The organism is Paenibacillus sp. FSL K6-1122, from assembly GCF_037977015.1.
Lineage (GTDB): Bacteria > Bacillota > Bacilli > Paenibacillales > Paenibacillaceae > Paenibacillus > Paenibacillus amylolyticus.
Genome location: NZ_CP150272.1, coordinates 2,856,501 through 2,880,229, shown reverse-complemented (window position 1 = coordinate 2,880,229; position 23,729 = coordinate 2,856,501). Strand labels below are relative to the sequence as shown.

Annotated in this window: 24 protein-coding genes; 2 read left to right on the top strand and 22 right to left on the bottom strand. The window is 44.7% G+C overall.

What is annotated here, in order from left to right; translation table 11 throughout:
- Positions 1-226: 226 nt before the first annotated feature.
- The 13 genes from NSQ20_RS13350 to NSQ20_RS13290 form a co-directional block, all read right to left on the bottom strand.
- A complete protein-coding gene (locus tag NSQ20_RS13350; RefSeq protein ID WP_156946107.1) occupies positions 227-373 on the bottom strand; it encodes a hypothetical protein in 147 nt (48 codons plus the stop codon).
- 288 nt (positions 374-661) lie between these two features.
- Positions 662-1,039, bottom strand: a complete 378-nt coding sequence (locus tag NSQ20_RS13345) for a hypothetical protein (protein WP_036670459.1) — start codon at positions 1,037-1,039, stop codon at positions 662-664.
- Positions 1,040-1,672: 633 nt separating this feature from the next.
- Positions 1,673-2,113, bottom strand: a complete 441-nt coding sequence (locus NSQ20_RS13340; protein ID WP_076326795.1) for a hypothetical protein — start codon at positions 2,111-2,113, stop codon at positions 1,673-1,675.
- Positions 2,114-2,506: 393 nt separating this feature from the next.
- A complete protein-coding gene (locus tag NSQ20_RS13335; protein WP_340032711.1) occupies positions 2,507-3,166 on the bottom strand; it encodes an HAD hydrolase-like protein in 660 nt (219 codons plus the stop codon).
- 239 nt (positions 3,167-3,405) lie between these two features.
- Positions 3,406-4,125: a ferritin-like domain-containing protein gene (locus NSQ20_RS13330; protein ID WP_340032710.1), complete on the bottom strand. Its 720-nt coding sequence runs from the start codon at positions 4,123-4,125 to the stop codon at positions 3,406-3,408.
- A 173-nt stretch (positions 4,126-4,298) separates the two neighbouring features.
- Positions 4,299-5,090 carry a GCN5 family acetyltransferase gene (locus tag NSQ20_RS13325; RefSeq protein WP_051449698.1) on the bottom strand — a complete coding sequence of 264 codons (792 nt, stop codon included), beginning with the start codon at positions 5,088-5,090 and terminating at the stop codon, positions 4,299-4,301.
- A 185-nt stretch (positions 5,091-5,275) separates the two neighbouring features.
- Complete coding sequence (locus tag NSQ20_RS13320) at positions 5,276-6,247, bottom strand: HNH endonuclease (protein WP_051449697.1); 972 nt, start codon at positions 6,245-6,247, stop codon at positions 5,276-5,278.
- 341 nt (positions 6,248-6,588) lie between these two features.
- Complete coding sequence (locus NSQ20_RS13315) at positions 6,589-7,686, bottom strand: Gfo/Idh/MocA family oxidoreductase (RefSeq protein ID WP_036670455.1); 1,098 nt, start codon at positions 7,684-7,686, stop codon at positions 6,589-6,591.
- A gap of 63 nt (positions 7,687-7,749) precedes the next feature.
- The gene (locus NSQ20_RS13310) at positions 7,750-8,922 is read right to left on the bottom strand and encodes a Gfo/Idh/MocA family oxidoreductase (RefSeq protein WP_036670454.1); all 1,173 of its coding nucleotides are present in this window, start codon (positions 8,920-8,922) and stop codon (positions 7,750-7,752) included.
- The gene (locus NSQ20_RS13305) at positions 8,919-9,833 is read right to left on the bottom strand and encodes a sugar phosphate isomerase/epimerase family protein (protein ID WP_340033024.1); all 915 of its coding nucleotides are present in this window, start codon (positions 9,831-9,833) and stop codon (positions 8,919-8,921) included. Before NSQ20_RS13305 ends, NSQ20_RS13310 begins: the two co-directional genes overlap by 4 nt.
- Positions 9,834-10,174: 341 nt before the next feature.
- On the bottom strand, positions 10,175-10,672 hold the full coding sequence (locus NSQ20_RS13300) for a metallophosphoesterase (RefSeq protein WP_047842548.1): 498 nt from the start codon (positions 10,670-10,672) through the stop codon (positions 10,175-10,177).
- A gap of 36 nt (positions 10,673-10,708) precedes the next feature.
- Positions 10,709-11,143 (bottom strand): Rrf2 family transcriptional regulator, encoded by a 435-nt coding sequence (locus tag NSQ20_RS13295; protein WP_017689053.1) that lies wholly within the window; start codon positions 11,141-11,143, stop codon positions 10,709-10,711.
- A gap of 42 nt (positions 11,144-11,185) precedes the next feature.
- Positions 11,186-11,563, bottom strand: coding sequence for a DivIVA domain-containing protein (locus tag NSQ20_RS13290; RefSeq protein ID WP_017689054.1), 378 nt, complete (start codon positions 11,561-11,563; stop codon positions 11,186-11,188).
- Between the two features lie 198 nt (positions 11,564-11,761).
- On the opposite strand from NSQ20_RS13290, the gene NSQ20_RS13285 reads away from it, so the two are divergent.
- The gene (locus NSQ20_RS13285) at positions 11,762-12,328 is read left to right on the top strand and encodes a TraR/DksA C4-type zinc finger protein (protein ID WP_036670451.1); all 567 of its coding nucleotides are present in this window, start codon (positions 11,762-11,764) and stop codon (positions 12,326-12,328) included.
- Positions 12,329-12,518: 190 nt separating this feature from the next.
- Here the strand turns inward: NSQ20_RS13285 and NSQ20_RS13280 are convergent, their stop codons facing one another.
- From NSQ20_RS13280 to NSQ20_RS13250, 7 genes are all read right to left on the bottom strand, one after another.
- Positions 12,519-13,211 (bottom strand): helix-turn-helix domain-containing protein, encoded by a 693-nt coding sequence (locus tag NSQ20_RS13280; protein ID WP_340032709.1) that lies wholly within the window; start codon positions 13,209-13,211, stop codon positions 12,519-12,521.
- A gap of 133 nt (positions 13,212-13,344) precedes the next feature.
- A complete protein-coding gene (locus NSQ20_RS13275; RefSeq protein ID WP_340032708.1) occupies positions 13,345-14,634 on the bottom strand; it encodes an MFS transporter in 1,290 nt (429 codons plus the stop codon).
- 262 nt (positions 14,635-14,896) lie between these two features.
- Complete coding sequence (locus NSQ20_RS13270) at positions 14,897-15,172, bottom strand: barstar family protein (RefSeq protein WP_340032707.1); 276 nt, start codon at positions 15,170-15,172, stop codon at positions 14,897-14,899.
- A gap of 14 nt (positions 15,173-15,186) precedes the next feature.
- Positions 15,187-15,627 carry a ribonuclease gene (locus NSQ20_RS13265; protein ID WP_036609184.1) on the bottom strand — a complete coding sequence of 147 codons (441 nt, stop codon included), beginning with the start codon at positions 15,625-15,627 and terminating at the stop codon, positions 15,187-15,189.
- A gap of 268 nt (positions 15,628-15,895) precedes the next feature.
- Positions 15,896-16,903, bottom strand: a complete 1,008-nt coding sequence (locus NSQ20_RS13260) for a Gfo/Idh/MocA family oxidoreductase (protein WP_340032706.1) — start codon at positions 16,901-16,903, stop codon at positions 15,896-15,898.
- 2 nt (positions 16,904-16,905) lie between these two features.
- Entirely contained in the window at positions 16,906-17,280 is a 375-nt protein-coding gene (locus tag NSQ20_RS13255; RefSeq protein WP_036609188.1) for a helix-turn-helix transcriptional regulator, read from the bottom strand.
- A gap of 513 nt (positions 17,281-17,793) precedes the next feature.
- On the bottom strand, positions 17,794-18,942 hold the full coding sequence (locus NSQ20_RS13250; RefSeq protein ID WP_340032705.1) for an acyltransferase: 1,149 nt from the start codon (positions 18,940-18,942) through the stop codon (positions 17,794-17,796).
- Positions 18,943-19,015: 73 nt separating this feature from the next.
- On the opposite strand from NSQ20_RS13250, the gene NSQ20_RS13245 reads away from it, so the two are divergent.
- Positions 19,016-19,408 carry a DUF202 domain-containing protein gene (locus NSQ20_RS13245; RefSeq protein ID WP_339188147.1) on the top strand — a complete coding sequence of 131 codons (393 nt, stop codon included), beginning with the start codon at positions 19,016-19,018 and terminating at the stop codon, positions 19,406-19,408.
- Between the two features lie 177 nt (positions 19,409-19,585).
- Here NSQ20_RS13245 and NSQ20_RS13240 read toward each other — a convergent pair whose 3' ends face one another.
- Complete coding sequence (locus NSQ20_RS13240; protein WP_017689064.1) at positions 19,586-20,191, bottom strand: general stress protein; 606 nt, start codon at positions 20,189-20,191, stop codon at positions 19,586-19,588.
- An 871-nt stretch (positions 20,192-21,062) separates the two neighbouring features.
- The gene (gene hrpB / locus NSQ20_RS13235) at positions 21,063-23,582 is read right to left on the bottom strand and encodes an ATP-dependent helicase HrpB (RefSeq protein ID WP_340032704.1); all 2,520 of its coding nucleotides are present in this window, start codon (positions 23,580-23,582) and stop codon (positions 21,063-21,065) included.
- Positions 23,583-23,729 lie beyond the last annotated feature (147 nt).

Below are 23,729 nucleotides of genomic sequence, written 5' to 3'. Positions count from 1 at the left end.
CCATCGGAGCCACAGCTTGAATATTATGTTATCTGATGGATTGACTTTCTTCGAGCAGAAATAACACGTTGAATTATAACTTATTTATTGATAATCATAATATTTCTTATTAACATTTTGTGAACAAGTCCACTTAATCCTATTTTCCATCTGATTTGAATTTGATAGGTTTCAGCGATTTACAATTAACAATAAACCTTTATTTTCTTTTGTGATTATTATTTCTCTATTTTTTACGGATATCTCTCACTTCATTAATTAACACATCTAATCTTTCAATAATTCTTTTATCATTTTCAAGTTTCTTTTTTAATCTCCCATCTATAATTGCTACTCCCATAACAATAATTATAAGCAGGATCAAAATTAGCACCTTGATCACTTCCCCCTCTAGCAACAGAACGTTGCAATTGAATTAACTCTATAATTAGATAATATATACTTTTTCTTTTTACAGTTTTAATCATTTTTCAATCTTACAGATAACGTTCTTGTATTCACGAACCCTCACTGGCTTAAGGGCTACAGCCGGGTCTGACGGACTTAGCTAGTGCAGGGTTGTCCGGCTGCTCCCAATTCCCCTGCCTGACCCAGGGCCGAATGGCCCGAGGCGTGAATATATTGTTATTTGCAGTGCCCTCTTCTGTGACTAAGCTATGGGCTATCTGTTATTTAGCTTTTCCAATAATTCTACCTCCTCTTCCTCTGAAAGTTGTTCTTCCGCTCTTGTTTTTGTTTCATCTATCTTTCGTACTTTTAATCCTCTTTTTATGAGCCATTCTTCACCAGGTTTCATGGTAGTTGCTGGATGTGGATATACATCCTCACTTATAATTTCCTCATCAATTATGTAAATGTATCCACATAACTTACCATTATGAAATCTTGCGCCACTCTCATTAAAAGAAACAATAGATGGTTTCTGCGAAAAGATTCTCGCTAACTCTCGATCTTGAGTTATTGTGCTTCCGACTAGTAATTCATTTAGAAATAATGGCGAGCCATGGAACCAAGGCTTACTGTAGTCCCAATCTTTCATAATTATCACCTTCAATTAAGTTTTATTATGTTTCTTCTTTTATTGTTCTTTAGTTTCTTCTTAATTTCAGGGTATTGCGTATAACGTTGCGCATTTCTGACGTCCAAACGTCTTAAGGACCGGAGGTCCGGGTGGCTTTGCCACTTAGCCGGTTGGATGTGTCGCCTGATTCCACTTCTCCGAAATCCCTCTTGAAGACCGAGGAGCGTCAGCGACGAAGCAATAATGCATTGTTATACGCTGCCCTTTCTTCTTCGATTCCACATCCTTATATGTCTTGTGTGTTTTATATATTTAATATGTCTTTACGTATTTTATCTTTTGGATTCTATCTTTTGCTCCTATCAAATCCGTTTCCGCATAGGAAAGATGCCCTCATTTACTCTCGTACGCCTTCAGCAGTATCAACTTTGGTTTGTGTAGTAACTTCATCCAATGAACGCTAGCCTTATAAGAGGCTTGTGTTCCTCGGACCGGAGATTTGCCGATGGCTTCATTCAGATTACTGCTCACGTTGGACACCCCTGCCTTAAGCTATGGCTTACTTCTAACCTCACCATTCGGGACTTAATCCTTGATATAGAATACATGCTGAACGAACAATCAAAATTTAAGAGGATTGTTGTCCTCCCTTTAATTCGCAATAGACAAATATGTATTAATGACATGCACAATACCAAAAAGTACTGTTGGTATAATAGCCAGATAATTTTGAAGCCAAATCTCAGCTAATATAAAATATACTACCGGGAGAACGGCCATCCCCAAAAAAATAATCGAGTTTGCGTTGCCTGTAAAATACAATATCCATAGCCCATAATAAAAAATCAACATTATTGCCATACCAATTATATACGGACATCGCATTTCAGATGCTTGTTTTCTTACAACAAATATCAGAAGAAAGAAAAATATCGCCTGACTTCCGTGCTCCAAAACATCTAAAATCAAATAGCTATTTGCATTGTTTCCTGATATATCTGACGCAGGAATTAAAAAATAAAATATATTTGGTATCATTGGTAATAAAAAGATGATCAGACCCTTCCATGAAAAACCAAAATGATAATTCATTTGATCCTCTCTTTCGCATAATAGAAATATTCTTTAGTTTGCACTTTATTATGAATCCGCTTTCTGGTATTCCTCTTGATGACCAAGGAGCATAACTAACGATGTGGAAATTTATTGTTATATGGTACACCTTCTAATATTCCGTTCATCCTGGTTTTCAACTGCTACGTTGTAAATGTATTCTTTCACCTATATTTATTATATTAATTGGTTGCATGGTTTAACATTCTTAAGGGGTTGCGTATAACGTTCTGTATTCACGAACTTGCGCAGCAAGTTGTCACATGAATCAACTCCCCTGCCAAAAACATCATTTTGAACAAGGGGTAACCGCAGCTTAAATATGGTGTTATAGGATTTCAGCGTCTTCTTCGATATAATTACAAAATCATTCTATTTTCCCTGATGTTTAAATATATTTTTTAATTCAAGTAAGTCGTCAATAATAAAATCCGCTTGTGCAAGCTCCCCTTCTTGGGCAAAATCAAATCGACAACCAATAGCCTTCAACCCATTGTTTTTTGCGGCATTGAAATCAGAAATCCTGTCCCCAACTACAGTTGCATTGCTGATGTGATGTTTTTTAAGAATATGACCGACTAAGTCATCCTTATTTTGAGTTCCTATTTGTTGGATGCTATAAGTTTCTGCCACCCACTTATCTAATTTGTAGCAGTTAACGATGGCATTGAGGTATTCGTTTAGTCCATTACTTGCAATAAAAATGAAATAGCCTTCATGTTTCAAGTAATCAAAGATTTCGTTGACATGAGGATATAGGGCGCCATTGCCATTATTAATATTTGTAATTAGCTTCTCTAGGAAGATCTCGTCCACAATTCGTCTGATTTCAGTTGAATGATTCGGTAATAACGTTTCCCAAACTACTGGTAGAGGAACTCCCATTATTTCACGATATTTTTGGGTTGGAGCTTCACTCGACCATTCATTTAGAGACCTTAAGATAGTAAATGTTTCTTCTAACGATAACTCTAAGATTTTGTTTGTTTGAAATAGTGTACCATCCATATCGAAAATAACCGCTTCCAGCATGATTTCACTCCTATTCAAAATAAAATAATGAATTGTTATACTGTTTTTACGCTGATCACCTATAAAGTTCTGTATTCACGACGTCCCACCGAATTAAGGCTCCGTCAAAAGACGGCCGCGATGCGGTTAGTCGGTGCGGATGTGTCCGCCAGATTCCACTTCCCTGCCAATTCCCTTCGGGCTGACCGAGGGAGCGTCAGGACCCAAAGCTTGGATATAATGTTATCTGACGTAAACCTCTACTGTGAATTAGCTATAATCTTCTTCGTTAAGTTAAACTCATGATGGCATTCATAGTAATAACTTTTGAGTTTATATCCCCCAGCTTTAAATACTGGCTTATGTTGATACCACACTATAATTAGCGTTCCTTCAAAAAGGATTCTACGAAGGATATGAACTATTCTGTTAAAGAGAACGCTTCTATTTTGAGCAAATTTATGAAGTGTTTCAGATTGAAACTGAACATGTTTCTCCTCATCACTTAAAATCTGATTACATAAATCGATTAATACTTCTGACTTTGTAGATTTTTGCAAGGCTTTATAGTACAACTTAGCAATAATCTCAGCAGTTAATAGAACAATGACTGATTGTTCTAAACTCGCATATCGACGTAATCTTCTAAATACATTGTCCACCCAATGTCTACGAAGGAGTGGGATTCCCTGTACCTTCATAAATCTGCCTAGATCTCTAGCGTGCCTCTGTTCTTCTTTAATGAATTCTATAAGCGCTTCATAGTAATCCTGATCTTGCGTCTGATGTACATATTCTTGCGCACGTTTAATTAGATATTTACCTTCAGAGTTTTCTCCTAATTGAAACTGTTGAATTGACTTAATGATTATTTCTCTTTCATTAGTTGTTAATTTATAGTTGTCATCCCAATGAATATATTTGAGATTCTGATTATTTCTTCGATAATATTGCACCCATTTCGAAAAAGTGATATTCATTATTTGCTCCTAAAATGTAATAGTTTATGTCAGATAACGTTCATGTATTCACGAACCCCGAAGGGGTTGTCTGCTGAAAAGCCTCTTCGAAATCCACCTCGCAGACCAAGGCTCCGAAGGGCCGCTGCTTGAATATTATGTTAGGCGATGCCAGCCTAAATTTCCCCTCACAATTAATTCCTTGTCCATGTTGCCCGGGTATATCCAATTCTCATACCCACTCTTTCCATATTCCGATGGCTTTGCGAGCAAAATGAGCACTGACTCACAACGAGATTACAATTGTTGTAGGTATCATGAATTCGTCTAAGTAATAAATTTGTTTGAAATCCTTTATTTCGATATTCAGGTAGTGTTGTCGCAAATGTTAATGAAGCAACATTGTTCTCTATATACATTACAGCTACTGCAACTGGATAGCCCTGATCCAACCCCAAATAATAGTGCCATCCAGGACGGGAAAACAGTACTCGGTTATTTGCAGCCACGTGTTTTTTCCCATCAAGAGATAATCCTGTACCTAAACAATGAATTTCTGCATATGTATCGAACTCATCTTCGAGTAGTTCACGAATTTCCAGTTTATGATGATCAAACGAATTTAGATTTCCAGGTTCACAAAAAAGCGTTGTATGAAATCCTGATTGATAAAAGCCTTTATTATGGAGTTTTTTCATAACTTCTTGATTTATATTACCCGGGATGACTTGAATCTCAAAATTCCTTTCCCGCTCATTATAAAAGTCTAGGATATCTTCAATGACATCATCAGAAATCCTTCCCTTTACATTATTAAAAAGACCCCATGGCATGGTTTTACTATAAAACGCTGTGCTCTCCCCGAATCGTTTTATTTCAATTCCCTCAGGGTTTCCTTCTCGTTCTCTGATTGCAGTCATTCGATCAACCATATAATTAATTTCAGATTTTTCTAAAATATCCGCAAGTTCCAAATTCAATATCATTCAATTTATCCCCTTCCTTGATCCGCATACAATTACTCCTGGGTGGTTGCGTATAACGTTCCTGTATTCACGACCCGACGTATGTCGGGTGTCCGGCGAAAGCCGGACCAAGAGCGAATTCTCGCAGCGTGAATATTATGTTATCCGAAGAAACAGGCTTCTTTGAAACAGCTATACTTCTTTGTTCAAGGTCTAAAACCAATTCTTGTCCAGTGATGTTCTAAATAATCAGTGTTAACGCATGTTTGCGCTTGCTTGATAGGATAACCATTAAATTCTTTTATTCGATTTATTGGATTACCATAATTGGCTAAGCGCTCAGTATTTATTGATACTAGCAAATCACTATCTAAAGTAAATAAGCCCATTTCAAAAGCTTTATCGTGCATTAAACAAAGACACAAACCGTTATCTATTTCTCCTCTTAATTCCGGTCTGTCCGACCATCGTGCTATATGTGACCCTATCAAAAAGTTTTTATCGCTAATTTCGCAACTAGGAAAGCAACATTTATTGTGAAAGTTTTCTTTAACATTTTTCGAAAATTCATTTTGTCCGATTCGAATTGCTAAACTTGATTGACTTTCATATGCTTTTACCTGTTTTCTGATATTAGTTTCTTTAACGTTTGTATAGCTTGTAATTTCATCAAATAGAATATCACTTAATATCCTATCTAACTCTGACAAATAAGCTCCATTCTGCCTACGTAAACTATCGTTTTGAACTACATAAAACAAAAGTTTTTTTTCATTGCCTTTCTTGATTTTATTTATATTGAAATAGTATCTAAGCTGACTTTCCTTTTGACTGAATAATTTACTGAGCAAAATTTTTTCAGTAAATAATTCAAAGTCTTTTAAATTTACTCTGTTAAACTTTTCTGCATAATCCCATTGGCTTCCGGGATTAGGCGGTCTGAGATCTGTAACAAAGCCATCAGCTTCAGCAATAGAATATCCTACAAATCCAGGCTCTGCATTACCTTTAAGATGTAAAATAACGTCTCCCTCTTTAACACGTATCAAGCTATTCCAATACGGCCAAGGTCTTCTAGAGTTCTTAACGATCTTATATGCTGGAGACCATAGACATTGAGAAAATCCCCATCCTTTTCCTCCATGTGTTTCGTCTGTTGACATTTCAATCCACATCATAATCTTCTGCTCCTAATCCAAGCTGATATAGCTTTCGCTTCACTTTTGTTATTAATAAGTATTTAAGTTTTTTCGGATAACATCATATCTACGAACTTCGTAAATACCTCTCTTTTCAAACATCATCCGAACTACATATAATATAACCCATAATAATCCATCTGCGAAGTCACAAACGTACTCAAAAAAGCAGCCCGAGTAAACTGTCCTATATGTTAGCCATAACTAACACGTAGGATGCAGTTTACACCCGGGCTGCTCTTTCCTCACTGAACAATAGAAGAATGCCGATAACCTTCAGTGATCAAACTTTTCTCCCCTTGCGCTCCTTCACCTAACATTTACTTCGCTCCGCTGCTCCACACCACGCGCTCACTCATCGCTTTATGCTGTGCAATCAGGCAGAGTTCTGCCGCTTTGAATGCATGTTCCTGTGTCATAGCGGTCTCGGTCCGGTCCAGACAATCGCGAATGAGTTGACCAAAGAAAGGATAACCAACCTTGCCTTTTACATTGTAGCGGTACTCCCCTTCATGATTGACCAGGTACACCTGATCCCCCTGAGGTTCCCTTGCGATGTCGATATACTTCCGCAGCTCAATATAACCGTCCGTTCCCAGAATAACTGTACGCCCATCGCCCCATGTGCCCAGACCATCCGGTGTGAACCAGTCCACTCGGAAGTAACCGGACGCTCCGTTGTCACCAATCAGAGAAGCTTCACCGAAGTCTTCCAGTTCCGGGAACTGTGGGTGATTGAAGTTATGCACACGACTGAACCCTACCTCAGCGTCCGTACATGATGCAAACGTCAGGAATTGTTCGATCTGGTGACTCCCGATATCACATAGAATGCCGCCATACTGCTCATGCTTGAAGAACCAGTCGGGTCTTCCTCCGGCATTTAAGCGATGTGGGCCTGTACCCATAACTTGCACTACTTTGCCGATTGCCCCTTGTTCAATGAGCTGTCCGGCATAAATCGCACTTTCCACATGCAGCCGTTCACTGTAATACACCATGTACTTCTTGCCCGTTCGCTTCACTTCTTCTCGTGCAAGGTTTAATTGCTCCAGCGTGGTGAACGGGGCTTTGTCTGTAAAATAATCCTTGCCCGCGGCCAGAACCCTCATGCCAAGCGGCGCACGATCTGAAGGGATCGCTGCACTTGCCACCAACAACACCTCATCGTCTGCAAGCACCTCCGCTTCAGATCCAGCGACTTGAGCCTGTGGGAACTGCTTCCGAAATGCCTCTACCTTCGCCGGGTCCGGATCATACACCCACTTGAGGGTAGCACCAGCCTCCAACAATGCCCCAACCATGCCGTAGATGTGTCCGTGATCCAGCGCAACAGCAGCAATCGTGAACTCACCCGGACCACATACGACCTCTTTTGTAACACTTTTTGGTGCATAAAACATTCCGTCTTTAGCCATGTCATCCCATCCTTATTATAAAATGTTGATTACAATGAACTCGTCTTACATAACAAATCGTCTTCATTTAAACGTCTGACTCAAATCAGCAGGTTGACTGCCACTGAATGCCTTGTCTTTCTTCGTTGTTGATCCAGCAATACGTTCCTGCAGATGTTCATAGAACAGATCCTCGTTGATCGGCAGATCCACCCAGTTATCCGTCCAGGTGGACAGCAACATAGCGTTCGATAACGTCAATCCGTGTATACCATCCTCACCGGGAGCAATAAGTGGTACGCCTGTACGAATCGCATCAACCCAGTTACGAATCAGACCCGGGTGACCCGTTTCCACACCTGTAATCGGAATCTCGCATTTCCAGCATTCTGGCTGTCCAAAACCTCCGGTAAACCGCTGATTGAATTCAGGCTCAGATTCCTGAAGTCGCCAGAACGTAAGTTTTCCATCTTCGATCACGATTTTACCCCGGTCTCCGTTGACCTCGAATCGATTGGTACCCGGTGCTTCTCCAGTAGTCGTTACGAAGACACCTGTTGCTCCATTTTCATACTCCACATAAGCTGTTACATCATCTTCCACTTCAATGTTCCGATACTTGCCAAACGAACAGAAAGCACGCATTCGCACCGGCATCATGCCGATGGTCCACTGCCACAGATCCAGTTGATGCGGGTCCTGGTTAATCAGTACACCGCCCCCTTCACCTGCCCATGTTGCCCGCCAGCCGCCGGAATCATAGTAACTTTGGGATCGATACCAGTTCGTAATAATCCAGTTGGTACGCCGTACCTCTCCCAGTTCCCCTGAAGCAATCAAGTCTCTCAGTTTAATATAGAGTGGATTGGTCCGCTGGTTGTACATCATGGAAAAGACTTTACCGCTGGCTGCGGCCGCTTCATTCATCTTGCGTACCTGTTTCGTATATACACCGGCCGGCTTCTCGATCATGACATGCAAGCCATGCTGGAAAGCCTGAATGGCTTGTTCCGGATGATCATAATGCGGCGTTGCAATAATGACTGCATCAATCGTACCCGAAGCCATCATCTGCTCAGCATCCTGCCAATAGGTTACCGTTGCCGGAAGATGACTGGATACCCAGCTCTCCATCTCTCTTCTTACATCACATACGGCAACCAGTTCTGCACCGGGTACTTCTCCAGCCACCAACGTTCTGGCATGTGCTGCTCCCATGTTTCCAATACCAATCACCGCTACTCGTACGATACTCATGACTGCTCCTCCTCGTCCACACGACGCTCAATTTCGGCGAAAACGTCTGCAAAATGCTGTAACATCGCCTTGGATTCCAAGGCACCACTAAAGTCCTCTATTCCGTAATATCCGTCATACCCAACGGCACGAAGATCCCGCACCATCTGTACCCAATCCACCATGCCTTCAGTCAGCGGTGTCCAGTGACATTTCCAGGCCGTATTCAGAGCCACTCCGCTGCTCTTCTCAGCCACCTTAGCCTTTTGCGAATCTTTCCCTTCTGCTTCAAACCACCCGGCATTTTTTACATGTACATGAGCCAGATAAGGGCCCAGCAACTCAAGTCCCATTCGATGATTCTCATATCCTTCATGCACCATATTGCCTGGATCGTACAATACACCCACATGCTGCGGGTCGAGCGATTGCACAAGCCGATAGGCCAGCGATGCCGTCGGTGCAATCGTTTGGTGATGCGTCTCTACAATCGCCTTGATGTTGTACTGTTTGGCCAAATCCTTTACTTCGCTCAGGTAATCAACGGCTTTACGATACAACTCAGGATAACTGGTCTTGCGATCATATCCAGGGACACCAACACGCATCATAGATGCTCCTAAACCAGCCGCAGCCTGAAACGCTTGCTTGGTGGCAGACAGATCTCCACAGTTCAGATACGGTACAAGTGCAATGGATTTTCTACCCTGCCCTAACGCTGCTTCACGAAAAACAGGAACCTGTTCCTCCCAGCGGCTCGGATCTACCGAGCATCGATTATTTCTCCAGTAAGAAGGCTCTTCAGATATAGCATCTTCAGGAATTCCACGGAATCTCCACTCAATTCCATCAATTCCCGCTGCTGCCGCAGCCGATGCCAGTTCTTCTGCATTCAGATCAGGGGTAGCCACCGTGAATACAGACAGTTTCATCATGATCCATCTCCTTATGTAAACGTATTCATTTCATGTCGTAAAGGCATTGTATCACTCCACTGAACGTCACCATAGGGGAAAACGCCAACAGATGAATGACAGATAACGAACAGAGCACATTCCCCATTCAGAGATAACTTCCAAGAGAATGATGTGATCAAAAATCAAAAAAGACATCCCTGGAACAGATTTTAAATCTGCTCAAAGATGCCTTGTACAATAATCATATATATAAGATGAAATTTAAGGAAAAGGTTCCCTGTCCGTTATCCATTCGAGACTTCAGTAGCTGGTTCTGGTTCTTGCACTCGTCCAACTTGCAACCAGCGCATATCTCTCTAATCCCGATCAAAGAAAACGTGTTCAGCCTGTATTTTCCCCTGTTCTATTGTCATGATGCCAAATGAGTATTGTTTCTGAAAACGCCGATCCGTAGGCGACCCCGGATTAAATACCAGTGTGTTGTCCACGGTATGCATCACCGGGATATGTGAGTGTCCGTAGATCACAGCATCCACATGCTGGCCTGCAAAGGTATGAATTGCATTCTGTTCCGTACCCTTTGATCCCAGATGACCGTGCACTAGCCCCAGACGAAGCCCTTCCACTTCAACAATACGGGAATATCCCAGTTTTTCAGCGATTTCGGACGGGTCTGTATTACCCGCTACCCCTTCAACTGGTGCATACTCACTAAGCAATGGGTACACACTCCAATCCGACCAGTCGCCGGCATGAAGAATGAGATCGGCACTCGGCAATACATCCAGGAGCCTAGTCGGTAACTTCCGTGATTTACGTGAACAATGCGTGTCAGAGATGACTACAATTTTCATATAACAACCCACCTTTCCTTTACCTCTGATTACAATCTATTCTGTCTGTGATGGAACAGCTTGCATCTGAGTACAGGAACGTTCCATATCTTCGAGTGTAATGGATGCAAAGAACTGCTCCACCTTCGCCTCGGCAACTTGATACAGATTGGTCAGCAAGCTGTCTATATGCAAGCCTACTTCACAATCCGGGTTACAATTGCCGTGGATCGGGAACAATGGGCCTTCGTCCTTGGCAGCCTGATAGATCATGGCTAATGTGATTTCACTTGATGGCTTCGCTAAGTAAAAACCTCTTGTTCCAGGAGAGGAGTTCACCAATCCTGCCTTTTTCAGCCCGCCCAGAATACGTCTGACGACGACAGGGTTGGTATTCACGCTACCTGCAATATGTGCAGACGTGATTCGTTCAGGCGCGCTGAGAGACAATAACAACAAACAATGCACACTGACCGAAAAATGAGTACTCATGATTAACCACCTTTATTTAATATAATCCAGGACATGCTGCCGTTATTCAGAGAACAGATCCTTTTCGGGACGTGCTCTGATCTTGAGCTGTCGCACACTGTATTCCAGTTGTTTCACAATATCATCCAGTTGTTTGCGATCAATCTTGGTTGGATCTTCCACCGGTTTCGCGGACGACTTGAGATCGCGGATCGTTAACTGCTGTTCTTGCCATTTGTCCATCAGATCTGCAATATTGGCATAGAAACGTTCGTAATCTTTGATGACCAGATCAAGATAAGCATCTACCTCATCCGGATCATAACCACGAAGTTTATAATTAAATTGTTTTTCATGTATCGATAACGCATCTAGCTGCACACCCAATTGTTTGAACAATTGTCTTTGTTTATCCAATCTTCGTTTCATATGTTCATCCATATTGACAACCTCCATTATAAGCCAAGCCGTGTTTCATTTCCTGTGAATAACATACGGCATTTTCTCTCTCTATTTTTTATAACACATAATCCGTCAGATATAAAACGATACAGCCCTATTCCTCACGAAAATGATTGCTTTTCATCCAATTCGGGTAAAGACTCACTACACCCCACAACGGGAAAGGAGCATGTCCTTATGAGTACATTAACTAAAGATCAACATCAAATACTGAAAAATGCCCTTTTGGAGCAACGTGAAAACTTACAGCGTCATTTTGAATCCAGCATGGAAGACGGTGCTCCAGTCGAGTCGCTGAAAGATTCAACCGGTGAGCTGTCCTCCTATGATAATCATCCGGCAGATGCCGGTACGGAAACATTTGAACGTAGCCGTGATCTGGCGATTGACGATACATTAACAGACGAATTCAATCAAGTGAACGATGCATTGGAACGTATGGAGCAAGGTACATATGGAACCTGTGTAACGTGCGGCGAAGATATTCCCTTCGAACGACTTGAGGCTATCCCCTACACCGCTTACTGTATTAACGACACACCTAACCGGGAGATCAGCAACGATCGGCCCGTTGAAGAAGAAGTAATGACCATGCCTCCGAGTGGTGCTGGGGAAGGAAGACAGCAGCGGGCCGGCAAGTTCGACAACGCAGATGCCTGGGAAGCGGTCGAAGAATATGGTACATCCAACTCCCCCGCAACCGCAGCCAAGCGTGATGTGAAGGGTTACGATGAGAACATGTAACTTCGTTATGAGCTGAAATGGTAAGCGTCAAAATTGAAATGAATTCAATAGGCGCTCCACCATTAGCCTTCCTTATCACGCATTAAAAAGCCGCCATTGGGCGGCTTTTTCTAGTTTTCTCCAAAGCAGTCTCTCACATTTGCCATTACTTGCTTCCAGCGATAACGCTAAACCCATGTATTCCATCCATTTATTCTTCTGACTCACTACCAGATGATGCAGATTCCTGCCGCTTAGACACAGATCGAGACGTTTTCGGAGTTGCTTTACCCTTATCAGACGTAGCTTTCTTTTTCTCTTTTGCATCTGTCTTAGAAACAGGTATTTTCACTATAGGTTTAGAGAGAGCAGAGAATAACTGAAAGACCTCATGTTCCCCTTGTCGATTCTCTTTTGTTGTATAGGGTTCACAGAGTTTTATGATGTTTTTATACAACTGCTCTACTTCCTCACGTGTTGCATAGAGCGTGATGTCCGAGAGAAACATCCGATCTTCGTTTTCCGCCTGATGCATGAATCGCTGACGACTCTGTTCGAACATCTCATTTAATAATTTGAGCGTCTCGGACCGAAACACCTGTTTCAATGGAGAGTTTTCCTTGTCTTCATCTTCGTGACGGAGATGGATCTCTCCGGTGAATGGTTCGTAGTATTTTGCGATAATCCCATTAATCTCACGTGTGGAAACGATGGTCAGCAGACCAATTTTCTCCAGCTTTTTTACATGATAGTGAACTTTGGCTGGCACCTCACCCATCTGGTCGGCGATCTCTTTAACAGTGGATGGTCTGCCCTGCTTGTTAAACATATTCATAATCTGTATCCGATACGGATCGGAGTAGATTTTAATTTCTTCAATTGTTGAAAGAACCTTGTGCTCCATCCCTGTATCCTCATTTCCGGGGTACCTGTTGTCCATCGATATCTCTATTATACCGTTGCGTCAGGACTTCGGTCAAAACGAGCGAGAAATGACTTGATACAGAAAATTGGCTAATGATCACTTCTGAATATCTTCACAGGGCACTTCGAAAACTTTTGCTAAATAACAGCATACCTGCTGACATGGCAAGCATAATACCGAAAACGATAAAAAGAACAGGCATGGTCATCCAATCTGCAAGTGCTCCCGAAACCAGACTGCCAAGTGGTGCAACACTCAAGACGAGCATACTCTGAAGGGCATAAACTCTACCCAGCATCTCCGAAGGGGTCACTTCCATAAGATAGGTGGCCAGCGGTGTTGTAGCCAGCGGAATCCCCATACCCATCAGTAGACAAAAGGCCGCTGCAACCGGCAGTTGGAAGGAAGTCATATAAGCGGGTAGTGCCGTCATCGCATAACTGAGACCCAACATGACAATACCGCTGATGACCAGCACACTTTTACGATAATTCGCTCCCCTTTGTGTCAACCATACACCACTGAGCAACATACCTCCCACCATCAGCCCACTAAGCAGACTTAATCCCCCAGCGCCAGCATGCAACGTTTCAATGACATAGGGTGTACGAAGAACATTAAACGGCATCAGGCAGAAATTAACGAAGGCAAACAGGATGGAGACAATTAACAATAAGGCATGTTTACGGAGAAAATGAAAAGCTTCCGCCATTTCGGAGAATATACTACTTTTGTCGGATGAAAGAGAATTCATTTCAGTTAATGTTTCATCTTCATTGTTAGCAGATGTTGAGACTTCAGGGTAGCCTACTCGGCTCATCATTAAAGCACTTAACGCAAACAACCCCGCATCAATCAAGATCGTCCAGGCAATGCCTATTGTAGCAATAAGGGCACCAGCCACTGCAAGTCCTGCGAGTTCGGCCACTCTGGTTGCGGAAGAGGACATCGCATTACCCGAAAGCAGCATCGATTGGGGAAGCAATCGGGGGACACTGGACACTTCCGCAGGAGTAGTGAAACATTCCAGCAAAGAAATCAGAATTGTAATGACAAACAGATGCCAGACTTCAAGTTGGCCCAATCCAAACAGCAGAGCTGTAATACCCACCAACAACCCGCGACCCGTATTCGTAATCACAATCACTTTTTTGGGAGACATGCGATCAACCAAAGCCCCGGCGAACAGACCCAGAAGGATATTGGGCAAAAAATTCACCGCCAGCAACGTACCCATCAACACTTTCGAACCGGTTAGAATGTAAACCATCCAACTGTAGGCAATCGAGTCAATCGAATCACCAAATCTGGATACAACTTTACTAAGCATAAATTGCATGTACGGTCTGATTCGTATTAACTCACCCATACCTTGCTTGCCAACTGCTGTGTTATCGCTCATCCCTTTTCACTCCTCAACGTTAAAATATTTTTCATGTTAATTTTATTTTAACGTAAGTTATGCAGAAATCAACACCTCCGTGAAAATAATTTTAACGACAAGTAAGCAAAGTTATAGCTCGCTATTCTTTCAGAGAATTCGTAATCAACACAGGGACTTTTGGGACAACCTTTTTGAACAACCTCCTATAACACAAAAAAAACAGACCACATGTGGTCTGCTCGGCTGGACGTATTGTATTTGAACTGTCTTTATTTGCTGCCTACTTCTCAACAAGCAATTGAAATCCAGCCTGTTCAGCCTGTACCTCCAACATCAAATCACGTACCCGGCCTGCTTCATTCCCCAGTCGTTCTTCGCTGATTTGGTAGTTGGTCCATCTTAACTCTAGTGGAAGTTCAATCGTACCCGTCAGGCAATCCCACAATGCATCAAGATTACCGCCATAAAAATCCGGCAGCTTCAGCTTAACCTTTAATTGTTGATGAAGTTCAACGCTACTAGCAAAGTCTTCTCCATCCAGAATCACGGTATTCATGGCTGCTCCTTCCTCTATTTCAAACGTGTAAAGGATGCATAGTGATCTGTCGTTTTGTAGATGAGTCCATCATTGGAGTACACAATCCGATCCGAATTACGGAAGCCGGAAGTATAGTTAATATCCGCTTCGCGCCATGTACGTCCGCTGGCCGAAGGCAGAAGCCCTTCCCGATTGCCAAATGTGTCCCCACCGATGCTTTTCCCAGGAGCAACTACAGCCAAGTTTCCTTTTGACGCTACCCAGCCGAGTCCTGTTGCCTGTGATTTGGTAATAAAGTTACATGGCAACGTTCCGTTTGCACTCAAATAGTTTGCTACACCCGTAAACGTATTGATGATGGTACATGTTGCAGCAGATGCCTTCTGCTGTGCGACTGGAGTGAACTGTGAACCTGTGAGGAAAACAAACGTTAACAACAATGCCAGTAATGCGGTGGATATCAACTTTTTCATCAATCCGGCCTCCCGATCCTTCAAAGTAGATGAACGTTGTCACGATATGCGTTCTGTAAGCTGTAACAGTCTAGTTGTATGTTCTGCTAGATTATAGTAAACAAGTCATCTCATGACTATTTATATCACATCATTTTGGTAGAAATATCAAATAAAGACGTCTAATTTGTAAAATATTATAATTGTAACATTTTAAGATAGAAAAAAGACTCTCATCCCTGAAGATGGAGTCTACTTTTCTAGTATGTTTAAACTGACCTGACCTAATCTAACCGATCAATTTCACACGTTGACGAGTTCGAGCCGATTCCAGGCACGCATCAATAACGCGCATGTTTTGAATGGTATTTTCCGGACTGAAAGGTAGGGATGCTCCATCAAGCACAGCCGTTGCAAACGTCTCCACCTGAAGCACATAGGAATTCGACACGGATACACGTTCCTCACGGCTGACCGAATCGGTGTGCACAATAATCTGAGGTGGAATATCACTGTTCTCCCAGCCAAACACTTTTGGTAGTTCAATCCGCCCTTCCGTCCCGAGAATCTCCATCTCCGCTCGACCTGAAGCCCACATGCCACAGTCAAAAGTTAAAGCTACCGAATTCGGAAATTCTACCAGTCCCGACGCCATCATATCCACGCCATCATGCTCGTCCGAGAATAGAGCGTGAACTGTCACCGCTTCCGGTTCCTGTCCCAGATACATCCGGGCCGCCGAGATCGGATACACGCCAAGATCGAATAATGATCCGCCGCCCATCTCTCTTTTGAACCTTACATTCTCCTTGTCATCAGCGGTATTACAGGTAAAGTTACCATGGATGGCTCTGACGATACCAATCTCTCCACTAGCTATAATCTCTTGCACACGTCTGTGCTTGGGATGATATCGATACATAATTGCTTCTGCAAAAAGAACACCTTGCTGATGACATACCTCGATCATTTCTGCCGATTCATCTGCATTCAAGGCAGCAGGCTTCTCACACAACACGTGTTTACCAGCCTGTGCCGCTTTGATGGTCCATTCTTTGTGCATATGGTTAGGCAAAGGAATATAGACGGCTTCAATGTCCGGATCAGCGATGAGCTCTTCATAACTGCCATACGATCTGGCAATGCCGAGTTCTTCGGCAAGGGTTTCCGCTTTTTCCTTGCTACGGCTGGCAATCGCCAACACCTCACCACGTTCAGACTGCTGGATCGCCGGAATGACTGCATTTTTGGCAATGGTTGACGTACCGAGTACACCCCACTGTAACTGTCTGTTCATGCTCATCTTCCTTTCGTACCGTAGTTGTCCTCTTCTGCCTTGTGTAACATGCCGAGACAACGATCCAGATCCGTTTTGACCTGTTTCTTGTATAACTCAGCTTTTTCCGCACCATCATCCGTGAAATGATATAAAACGATTTCCTGAAAATCGACCTTTGGATCGTTACCCTTCAGCTTCTTCGTTCGATAAAATACACCCTGTTGTACCAATTCATGTAATGCCCGATATACCTCGCTCTGTGGTGGTACATAACCGTAGTCTTTGAATTCCTGCTTCATCGCCTCCAGCATCTCGTAACCATACCCTCTGTGCTGTTCAACCATCGTAATCAGATACAGCTTGATAAATGCCCGCTGTGCAATCATAAAAGCCACGTTCTTTCCCCTCCTGTCAGAACCTATATATCTAGTATTATAAAACTTATGTTCGGGTTCTGCCATCTTTCTCCGCTTTGCCTCCCTTTTATCTATCTTCAAGGAGGGCGAGCAAGAAATCGTGTGAATACGCGTTAACCTGGGGGAAGCACGGAAAAAGGTTTTCTGTTGTGAATTTTTCATGTAATGAAATTTTATTTTTTATTCAAAAGAATCAATTTCATAATACCTTTAGCTGCTTCAATCAAGGCTGGATATAGATCGAAACGGTTCAATTTGTCTATATCCAGTTACAGAAATTCATTTTTAGTGAGTTATGAAATTGTTCAAAAGTTGTTTATTTCAGGGCTCAGGGTGTCGTGAGATCGAATGTTAATGACAAGAAAGTCTGTGCAAAAGCTGTAAAAGCTGTGATACCTGTGCTCTGTATCTTGTGTTCGTATACTCTCGTACTCCCGTACACTTCTGTGAGGCTGTGGTGATCTATTGTGAATTTTTCATATGTTGATGGATTCATTTATCGCGGACAGACTTCGGTACCGTTCCCACAATCCATTTGCCCCAGCTTACACGCGAGATAAGCCATGTCACTACACAGGATAATGTAAGAGCTAACAACCAGGTGATGATCATTCGGACGACAGGGTTCCAACCCATAGCAACGTAAAACAACTCATCCGGAATGTAGCTATACCGCAGCATCAACATATGCATCAGATAACCGCCATACGATACACCACCAATCCATCCCAGCAATCGTGTAGCCCTGAGGTTGTGAAGTTTTCCGGCCAGCTGGTACATGACCATAATGGAAGCGATCAGAAAGAGTGCCATATCAGGGCGGATCAAGCTGACTGTGTAGAACGTAATTTTGATTCCCTCCGGCTTTTGAAACTCCAGCATTAATAAATAAGTAAACCGCAGACCCAGAACAATAAACACTGTCCAGTATATCCAGCGCAATCGATGAATCCATTCATTCCAGTGCTGGACGGATAACCCCGCTGCTGCACCAAGTACAAAATAAATAAAGAAATAGAGGAAATTACGGTCTGCATACGTTGTAAAAGCATCTGTCAGCACCGGGATATTCAGCCGTTCCATGAACTTGGCGATGTTTCTTAATTGATCCGCAAGTACAAGATACACCACACCAGAAATCAATAATGCGATCAAGCGCCCCTTGGCCTCATATCGGTTATATACATAACGAATGGCTCGCAAAAAGAGCGGAAATAACAGATAAAACTGAATCAACATAATGATGTACCAAAAGTGTGAAGTCGTTTTGCCCGTAAGCAACTTCAGGCCTAGGTCTGGGATGTCATTCCATCCAAATCCGGTCCAGCCCCGCGGTGCAAGTGTAAAATAAATGAGTGACCAGATCAGGTAAGGCACGATCACGTCGTTTACTCTTTTTCTCATAAACTTGCCGTAATGCAGCTTGTCTCCCGTGTTATAAAACAGCACCATACCTGTTATGAATATGAATAAAGGAACTGCAAATTTGGAGAGCATCAGCAGTATGGCCAGTAACACGCCATCCTCCAGTCTCGTTTCCGGGACCAGAGAGTAATGTGCGATGGAATGCTGGAGAACAACCGCTCCAAAGGCAATTCCCCTTAAGCTTTCTAATTCTGTAATTCGTTCTTTGCGAGGCATACCTTCAGCCATCCTTTCTTGGTTTTACGATAAGAGATATAATGAAAATGAAGCCGTATATTATTGAACGGAGTTGATTCACATTTCTTTAACAGACAAAGACGTAACCACTACCGATTCCAAGTATGTCCAGCAACATCTTGCTAACGAGCGAACTTTTCTGGCCTGGGTGCGCACGGGTATTGCCATGGCGGGCATAGGCTTTCTTGCTGCCGGATTTGGTTTCAATTCGTCGGCGTATGATCAACTTGCACATATTGCGGCGATTATTACGGGTATCACTTCTCTGATTGGCGGCATATCCATCATTGTCTATTCGGCAGCAGCGTATCATCGGAAGCGTACACAAATCAATGAACAGACGTTTCAGGCATCGACTGGATTAATTCGGTTTCTCACATGGATGCTACTGGTGATTGGACTCGCTTTGGCTGTACTGTTATATGTATTGTTATTCCCTGCTTGACTGGGTAAAAACACCATCCGACATTATTGACACCCACCCATATGCAACACAGGGACAAAAGCCGGCTTCCCTTAAGGAAACCGGCTAATGACCATCTGGTGGATCATATATGTCATTCCATTTTGCAGATAATAAGTCATTGGGTTTTATTTCATATCGATTATATTCGCGGCAAGATTACAGGAATGTATTGTTACCGAATCGCGCTGCCTTGTTTTGAGCTTCCAATCTGCGTTCTTCCATATCCAGATCCGGACGTTCGGCTGGCACATCTCCGCGATGAGCTGCTTCAGCTCTGTCTCGGTTAAGCTGGCTGTTGCCACTGAACACATCATACACATCGGAGTCCCGATCCGTAGAATCTACGAGCAACAGGATTTTACCATTCTGTACATACTCCTCATACTGTTTAGCGTCCTCTTCCGGAATACCAAGACCCACAAGTCCACCCACCAATCCGCCAGCTCCCGCACCTACAGCTGCACCGGTAAATGCTGCTGCGATAGGGCCTGCGGCCAGAATCGGTCCTATGCCGGGTATGGCTAGTGCACCGATACCTGCGAGCAGACCGGCTACGCCACCAAGGACACCACCTGTTGCTGCACCAGCAGCCACGCCTTCAGGGGCTTTGGTACCTGTCTCTTCCCGAATTGCCTTCAGTTCATCCCGATCTTGTGTAACAACGGAGATTTCGTCTGAAGTGAATCCTTGTGCTTTCAAACCCTCGATAGCCTGCGATGCTTCACGTTCTGTATTAAACACACCTACGATTTTCTTCTGCATAGTGAATCCCTCCTCATATTATTGAGTGGTTCGCTATGTTATTACCCGCCTAAGTTTCTTTTAAACGTTTGCAAGTCAATATACTATGTGTTGATAGTAATAATTGCTGGGGTTCATTCATTTTTTTCCTCATCATGGTGTGCCTTCAAACTCAGGCATGTGGTACGTTGTCAGGCATACTCTTACGTGGAAAAACGTCGGCGTCCAGAACATCTTGAAGTCCAGACTGGCTGATCCTAGCGGATTGTCCCAGACGATTTTCTAAGGAACCGAGGACGTCTTATTTAGCCTTCCGGTCTTCATTTAGGTTTGTAAGGAACATGAGACACGTTATTTACCAAAATCACCTGACAAACCCGTTTTAAACGGCTGGTTATTCAAATATAGCGTGTTTCAGATTCCTTAGATTACTACGGGCGCTTCAAATCGCTGAATAAGACGTCACAGGTTCGTTAGCACTCCGCTCCATGGTTCTTGCTCCATCTTCAGCTCTAGGCACGTCCAGTTACGCTTCGGCTTCGGCAGGTTTGAAGATACGCTCTGGGGTGTGCCTTCACACTCGAAGGAAGAAGACTTTGCCGAATTCTCGTTCCATGCCGGAATTTATCGGCATGCGTGCCGGGGCACCTCAAGGGAAAGTAACGCAGCATGGAGCGAAAAAAAGGAAAAGTGACGTAACATGGGACGAAAAAATAGTAAAAGATGCACGTTAGCGAGTTTTGAGACACATCCTGGTTAAAGGGTTATTCTTTAAGGCAGAGAATGATTCGATAAGCTACAAAACTGAAGGTTGTTCAGCAGAGTCTGAGCCTGATGAAGAGCGCCCTTTGGGAGCTAAATAGTTGATGTCTTTAAAAACGAAGTAATTCATCTATTTGCCCCGTGGTTTGGCCCGATTTGTGGCGACCGCTTCAAGTGGATTATCCGGCCAGTAGTGCTTCGGATAACGACCTTTCAGATCTTTTTTGACGTCAAAGTACGTCTCTCGCCAGAAATTCGCCAAGTCTCGTGTGACCTGTACAGGTCGCTGAGCCGGTGATAACAAGTGGATGGTCAACGGGACTCGCCCACCCGCTATACGCGGTGTCTCCTGTTGTCCAAACATCTCCTGTAATCTTACTGCCAGCGCGGGGTCCTCTGGACGACTGTAGTCCACAGGAATACGTGAGCCACTGGGCACCTGTATATGCGTCGGCGCTTCATCGTCCAGTTGTTGTCTTTGCGTCCAGCTCAATCCACCCAGTAATACATCCTGCATCGACAATCTCTTCAGGTCGGCTGCCGAACGCATGCCTGTCAGATAAGGGGTAAGATGTTCTGCCAGCTCTTCGGTCAGCTCATCTTCAATCAGGTCAGGCCACTCAGGTAGATGGAGATGCAGGAACCGCAGCCTGTCCGCAAGTTGTCTGGATGTTTTTGTCCAAGGCAGGCAATCCAGCCCTTCCATTCGTATTCCGGTTAACAGCGCTTCCAGCACCTGATCTTCAGGTGGCTGTGCAATACTGCTCTCTTTAATCACAAGGGCTCCAATCCGAAGTCTCTTATGTGCCCGCACGCTGCGGGTATTGGAATCCCAGGCCACTTGCACTTCATTGTGCAACAAGTGCTGTCCTGCCTGCAACAAGGTCTGCTCCTGCAACGGCGCAGCCAGCAGGATGCGCGCATCTGCGCCCTGGTCGTCTGCCTCGGCTGCGACCAGATACGCTGAACGGCTCAGCGATTCTGTCGCTGCGAGCCGTACGCCGCGGCCGCTGCTCAGCAGATAGCGGCCGTCCTCCCGGCGTTGCCCGATCCGGTCCGGATAGGCGAAGGACAGCAGCAATCCGCAGCTGTCCTCATCCGGCCGCACCGGATCGGCCGCCGGGCCGAGCGCCGAGCGCAGCTGGCGGCTCTCCTGGAGCATGCGCCGCACGGCCGCGCCGTCTGCGACAGCCGTTGCCGCTTGCGGCATGCCGCTGCTGTCCGCGGTCAGCAGCGCCTCTACGCGCGGGCGGAGGTCCGTGCCCGCGCCTGCACTGCCACTGCTGCGAAGGCCGGCAGGCTCCTGCAGCAGTGCCGCCAGCATGCTGGCGTAGCTGGCCAGCCCAAGCTCCGCTGCGCGGAGCAACATGCTGGCCAGTCGCGGATGCACGCCAAGCGTGTTCATCCGCCGCCCGAAGGGCGTGATGCGGCCTGCGTCGTCCAGGCCGCCCAGCTGGCGCAGCAGCGCCTGTGCCTGGCCGTAGGCGGCGTCAGGCGGGGTGTCCAGCCATTGTAGCTCTGCTGGGGACTGGACACCCCAGACGGCAAGCTCCAGCGCCAGCGGCGCAAGATCCGCGGAGGTGATCTCCGGGCGAGCTGCCTCAGGCAGTCCCCCGTGAACCTCTTCGCTCCATAGCCGGTAACACACCCCCGGGGCAATTCGCCCTGCACGACCCCGCCGTTGATCGGCTGACGCCTTGGACACCGGCAGAGTGACAAGCCGGCTCATGCCCGTGCGCGGCGAAAATGCCGATGCACGACTCAGCCCTGCATCCACCACAATCTTGACTCCAGCGAGTGTAAGACTGGATTCAGCAATGGAAGTGGACAGCACAACTTTGCGCGACCCCTCAGCCGCCGGCCGTATGGCCTCATCCTGTTGTTCCATCGGCATACTGCCATACAGGGAATGAACTTTCACGTGCGCAGGAAGAGAACCGTTTAATAACTCTCGCTCTGTACGGTGTATCTCTCTTGCGCCAGGAAGGAAAACAAGCACGTCTCCCTCCTGTTCAGCTAATGCCCTGGTCACCGTCTGAGCCGTGAATTGTTCCAACTGCATAGCTGCCGGTCTCGGTACATATCGAGTTTCCACCGGAAACGTGCGTCCGGGACAGTGAATTGATCTTGTACCTTCGCCAAGCAATGCACAGACGGGAACAGGATCTAGGGTAGCCGACATCACCAGCAATTTTAGATCTGGACGTAACATCGCTCGCGATTCTAATGCCAGGGCCAAGCCCAAGTCCCCGTGTAGATGCCGCTCATGGAATTCATCAAATATAATCATCGCCGTATCCTCAAGACCCTGGTCCTGCTGCAACATCCGGGTCAATACCCCTTCCGTCACAACTTCAATACGCGTCGCCTGACTCACCCTGGTATCCATGCGTACACGATATCCTACGGTCTGACCCGCTTTTTCTCCAAGCGTAGCCGCCAGTCTCGATGCAGCCGAACGCGCAGCCAGCCTTCGGGGTTCCAGCATAATGATTTTCCGTCCAGCAATCCACGGCTCCTCCAGCAAAGCCAGCGGTACAACAGTCGTTTTTCCCGCTCCTGGCTCTGCAATTAACACACCTGTATCTTGATCCCGAAATAACTGTCTTAACTCAGGAATAATCTCTTGTATCGGTAACTCTATATGCATATAATCGCTCCTAATGAATGTACCCTACTGCTCTTCAGTATCTCTATTCGAATGTTAGCATTATAACAAAAAAAGCCGTTCCAGAGGAACGACTATCGCAGACACACCCTAAGACACGCCTTAGCAAAAATGAAATTTATCCAGAAT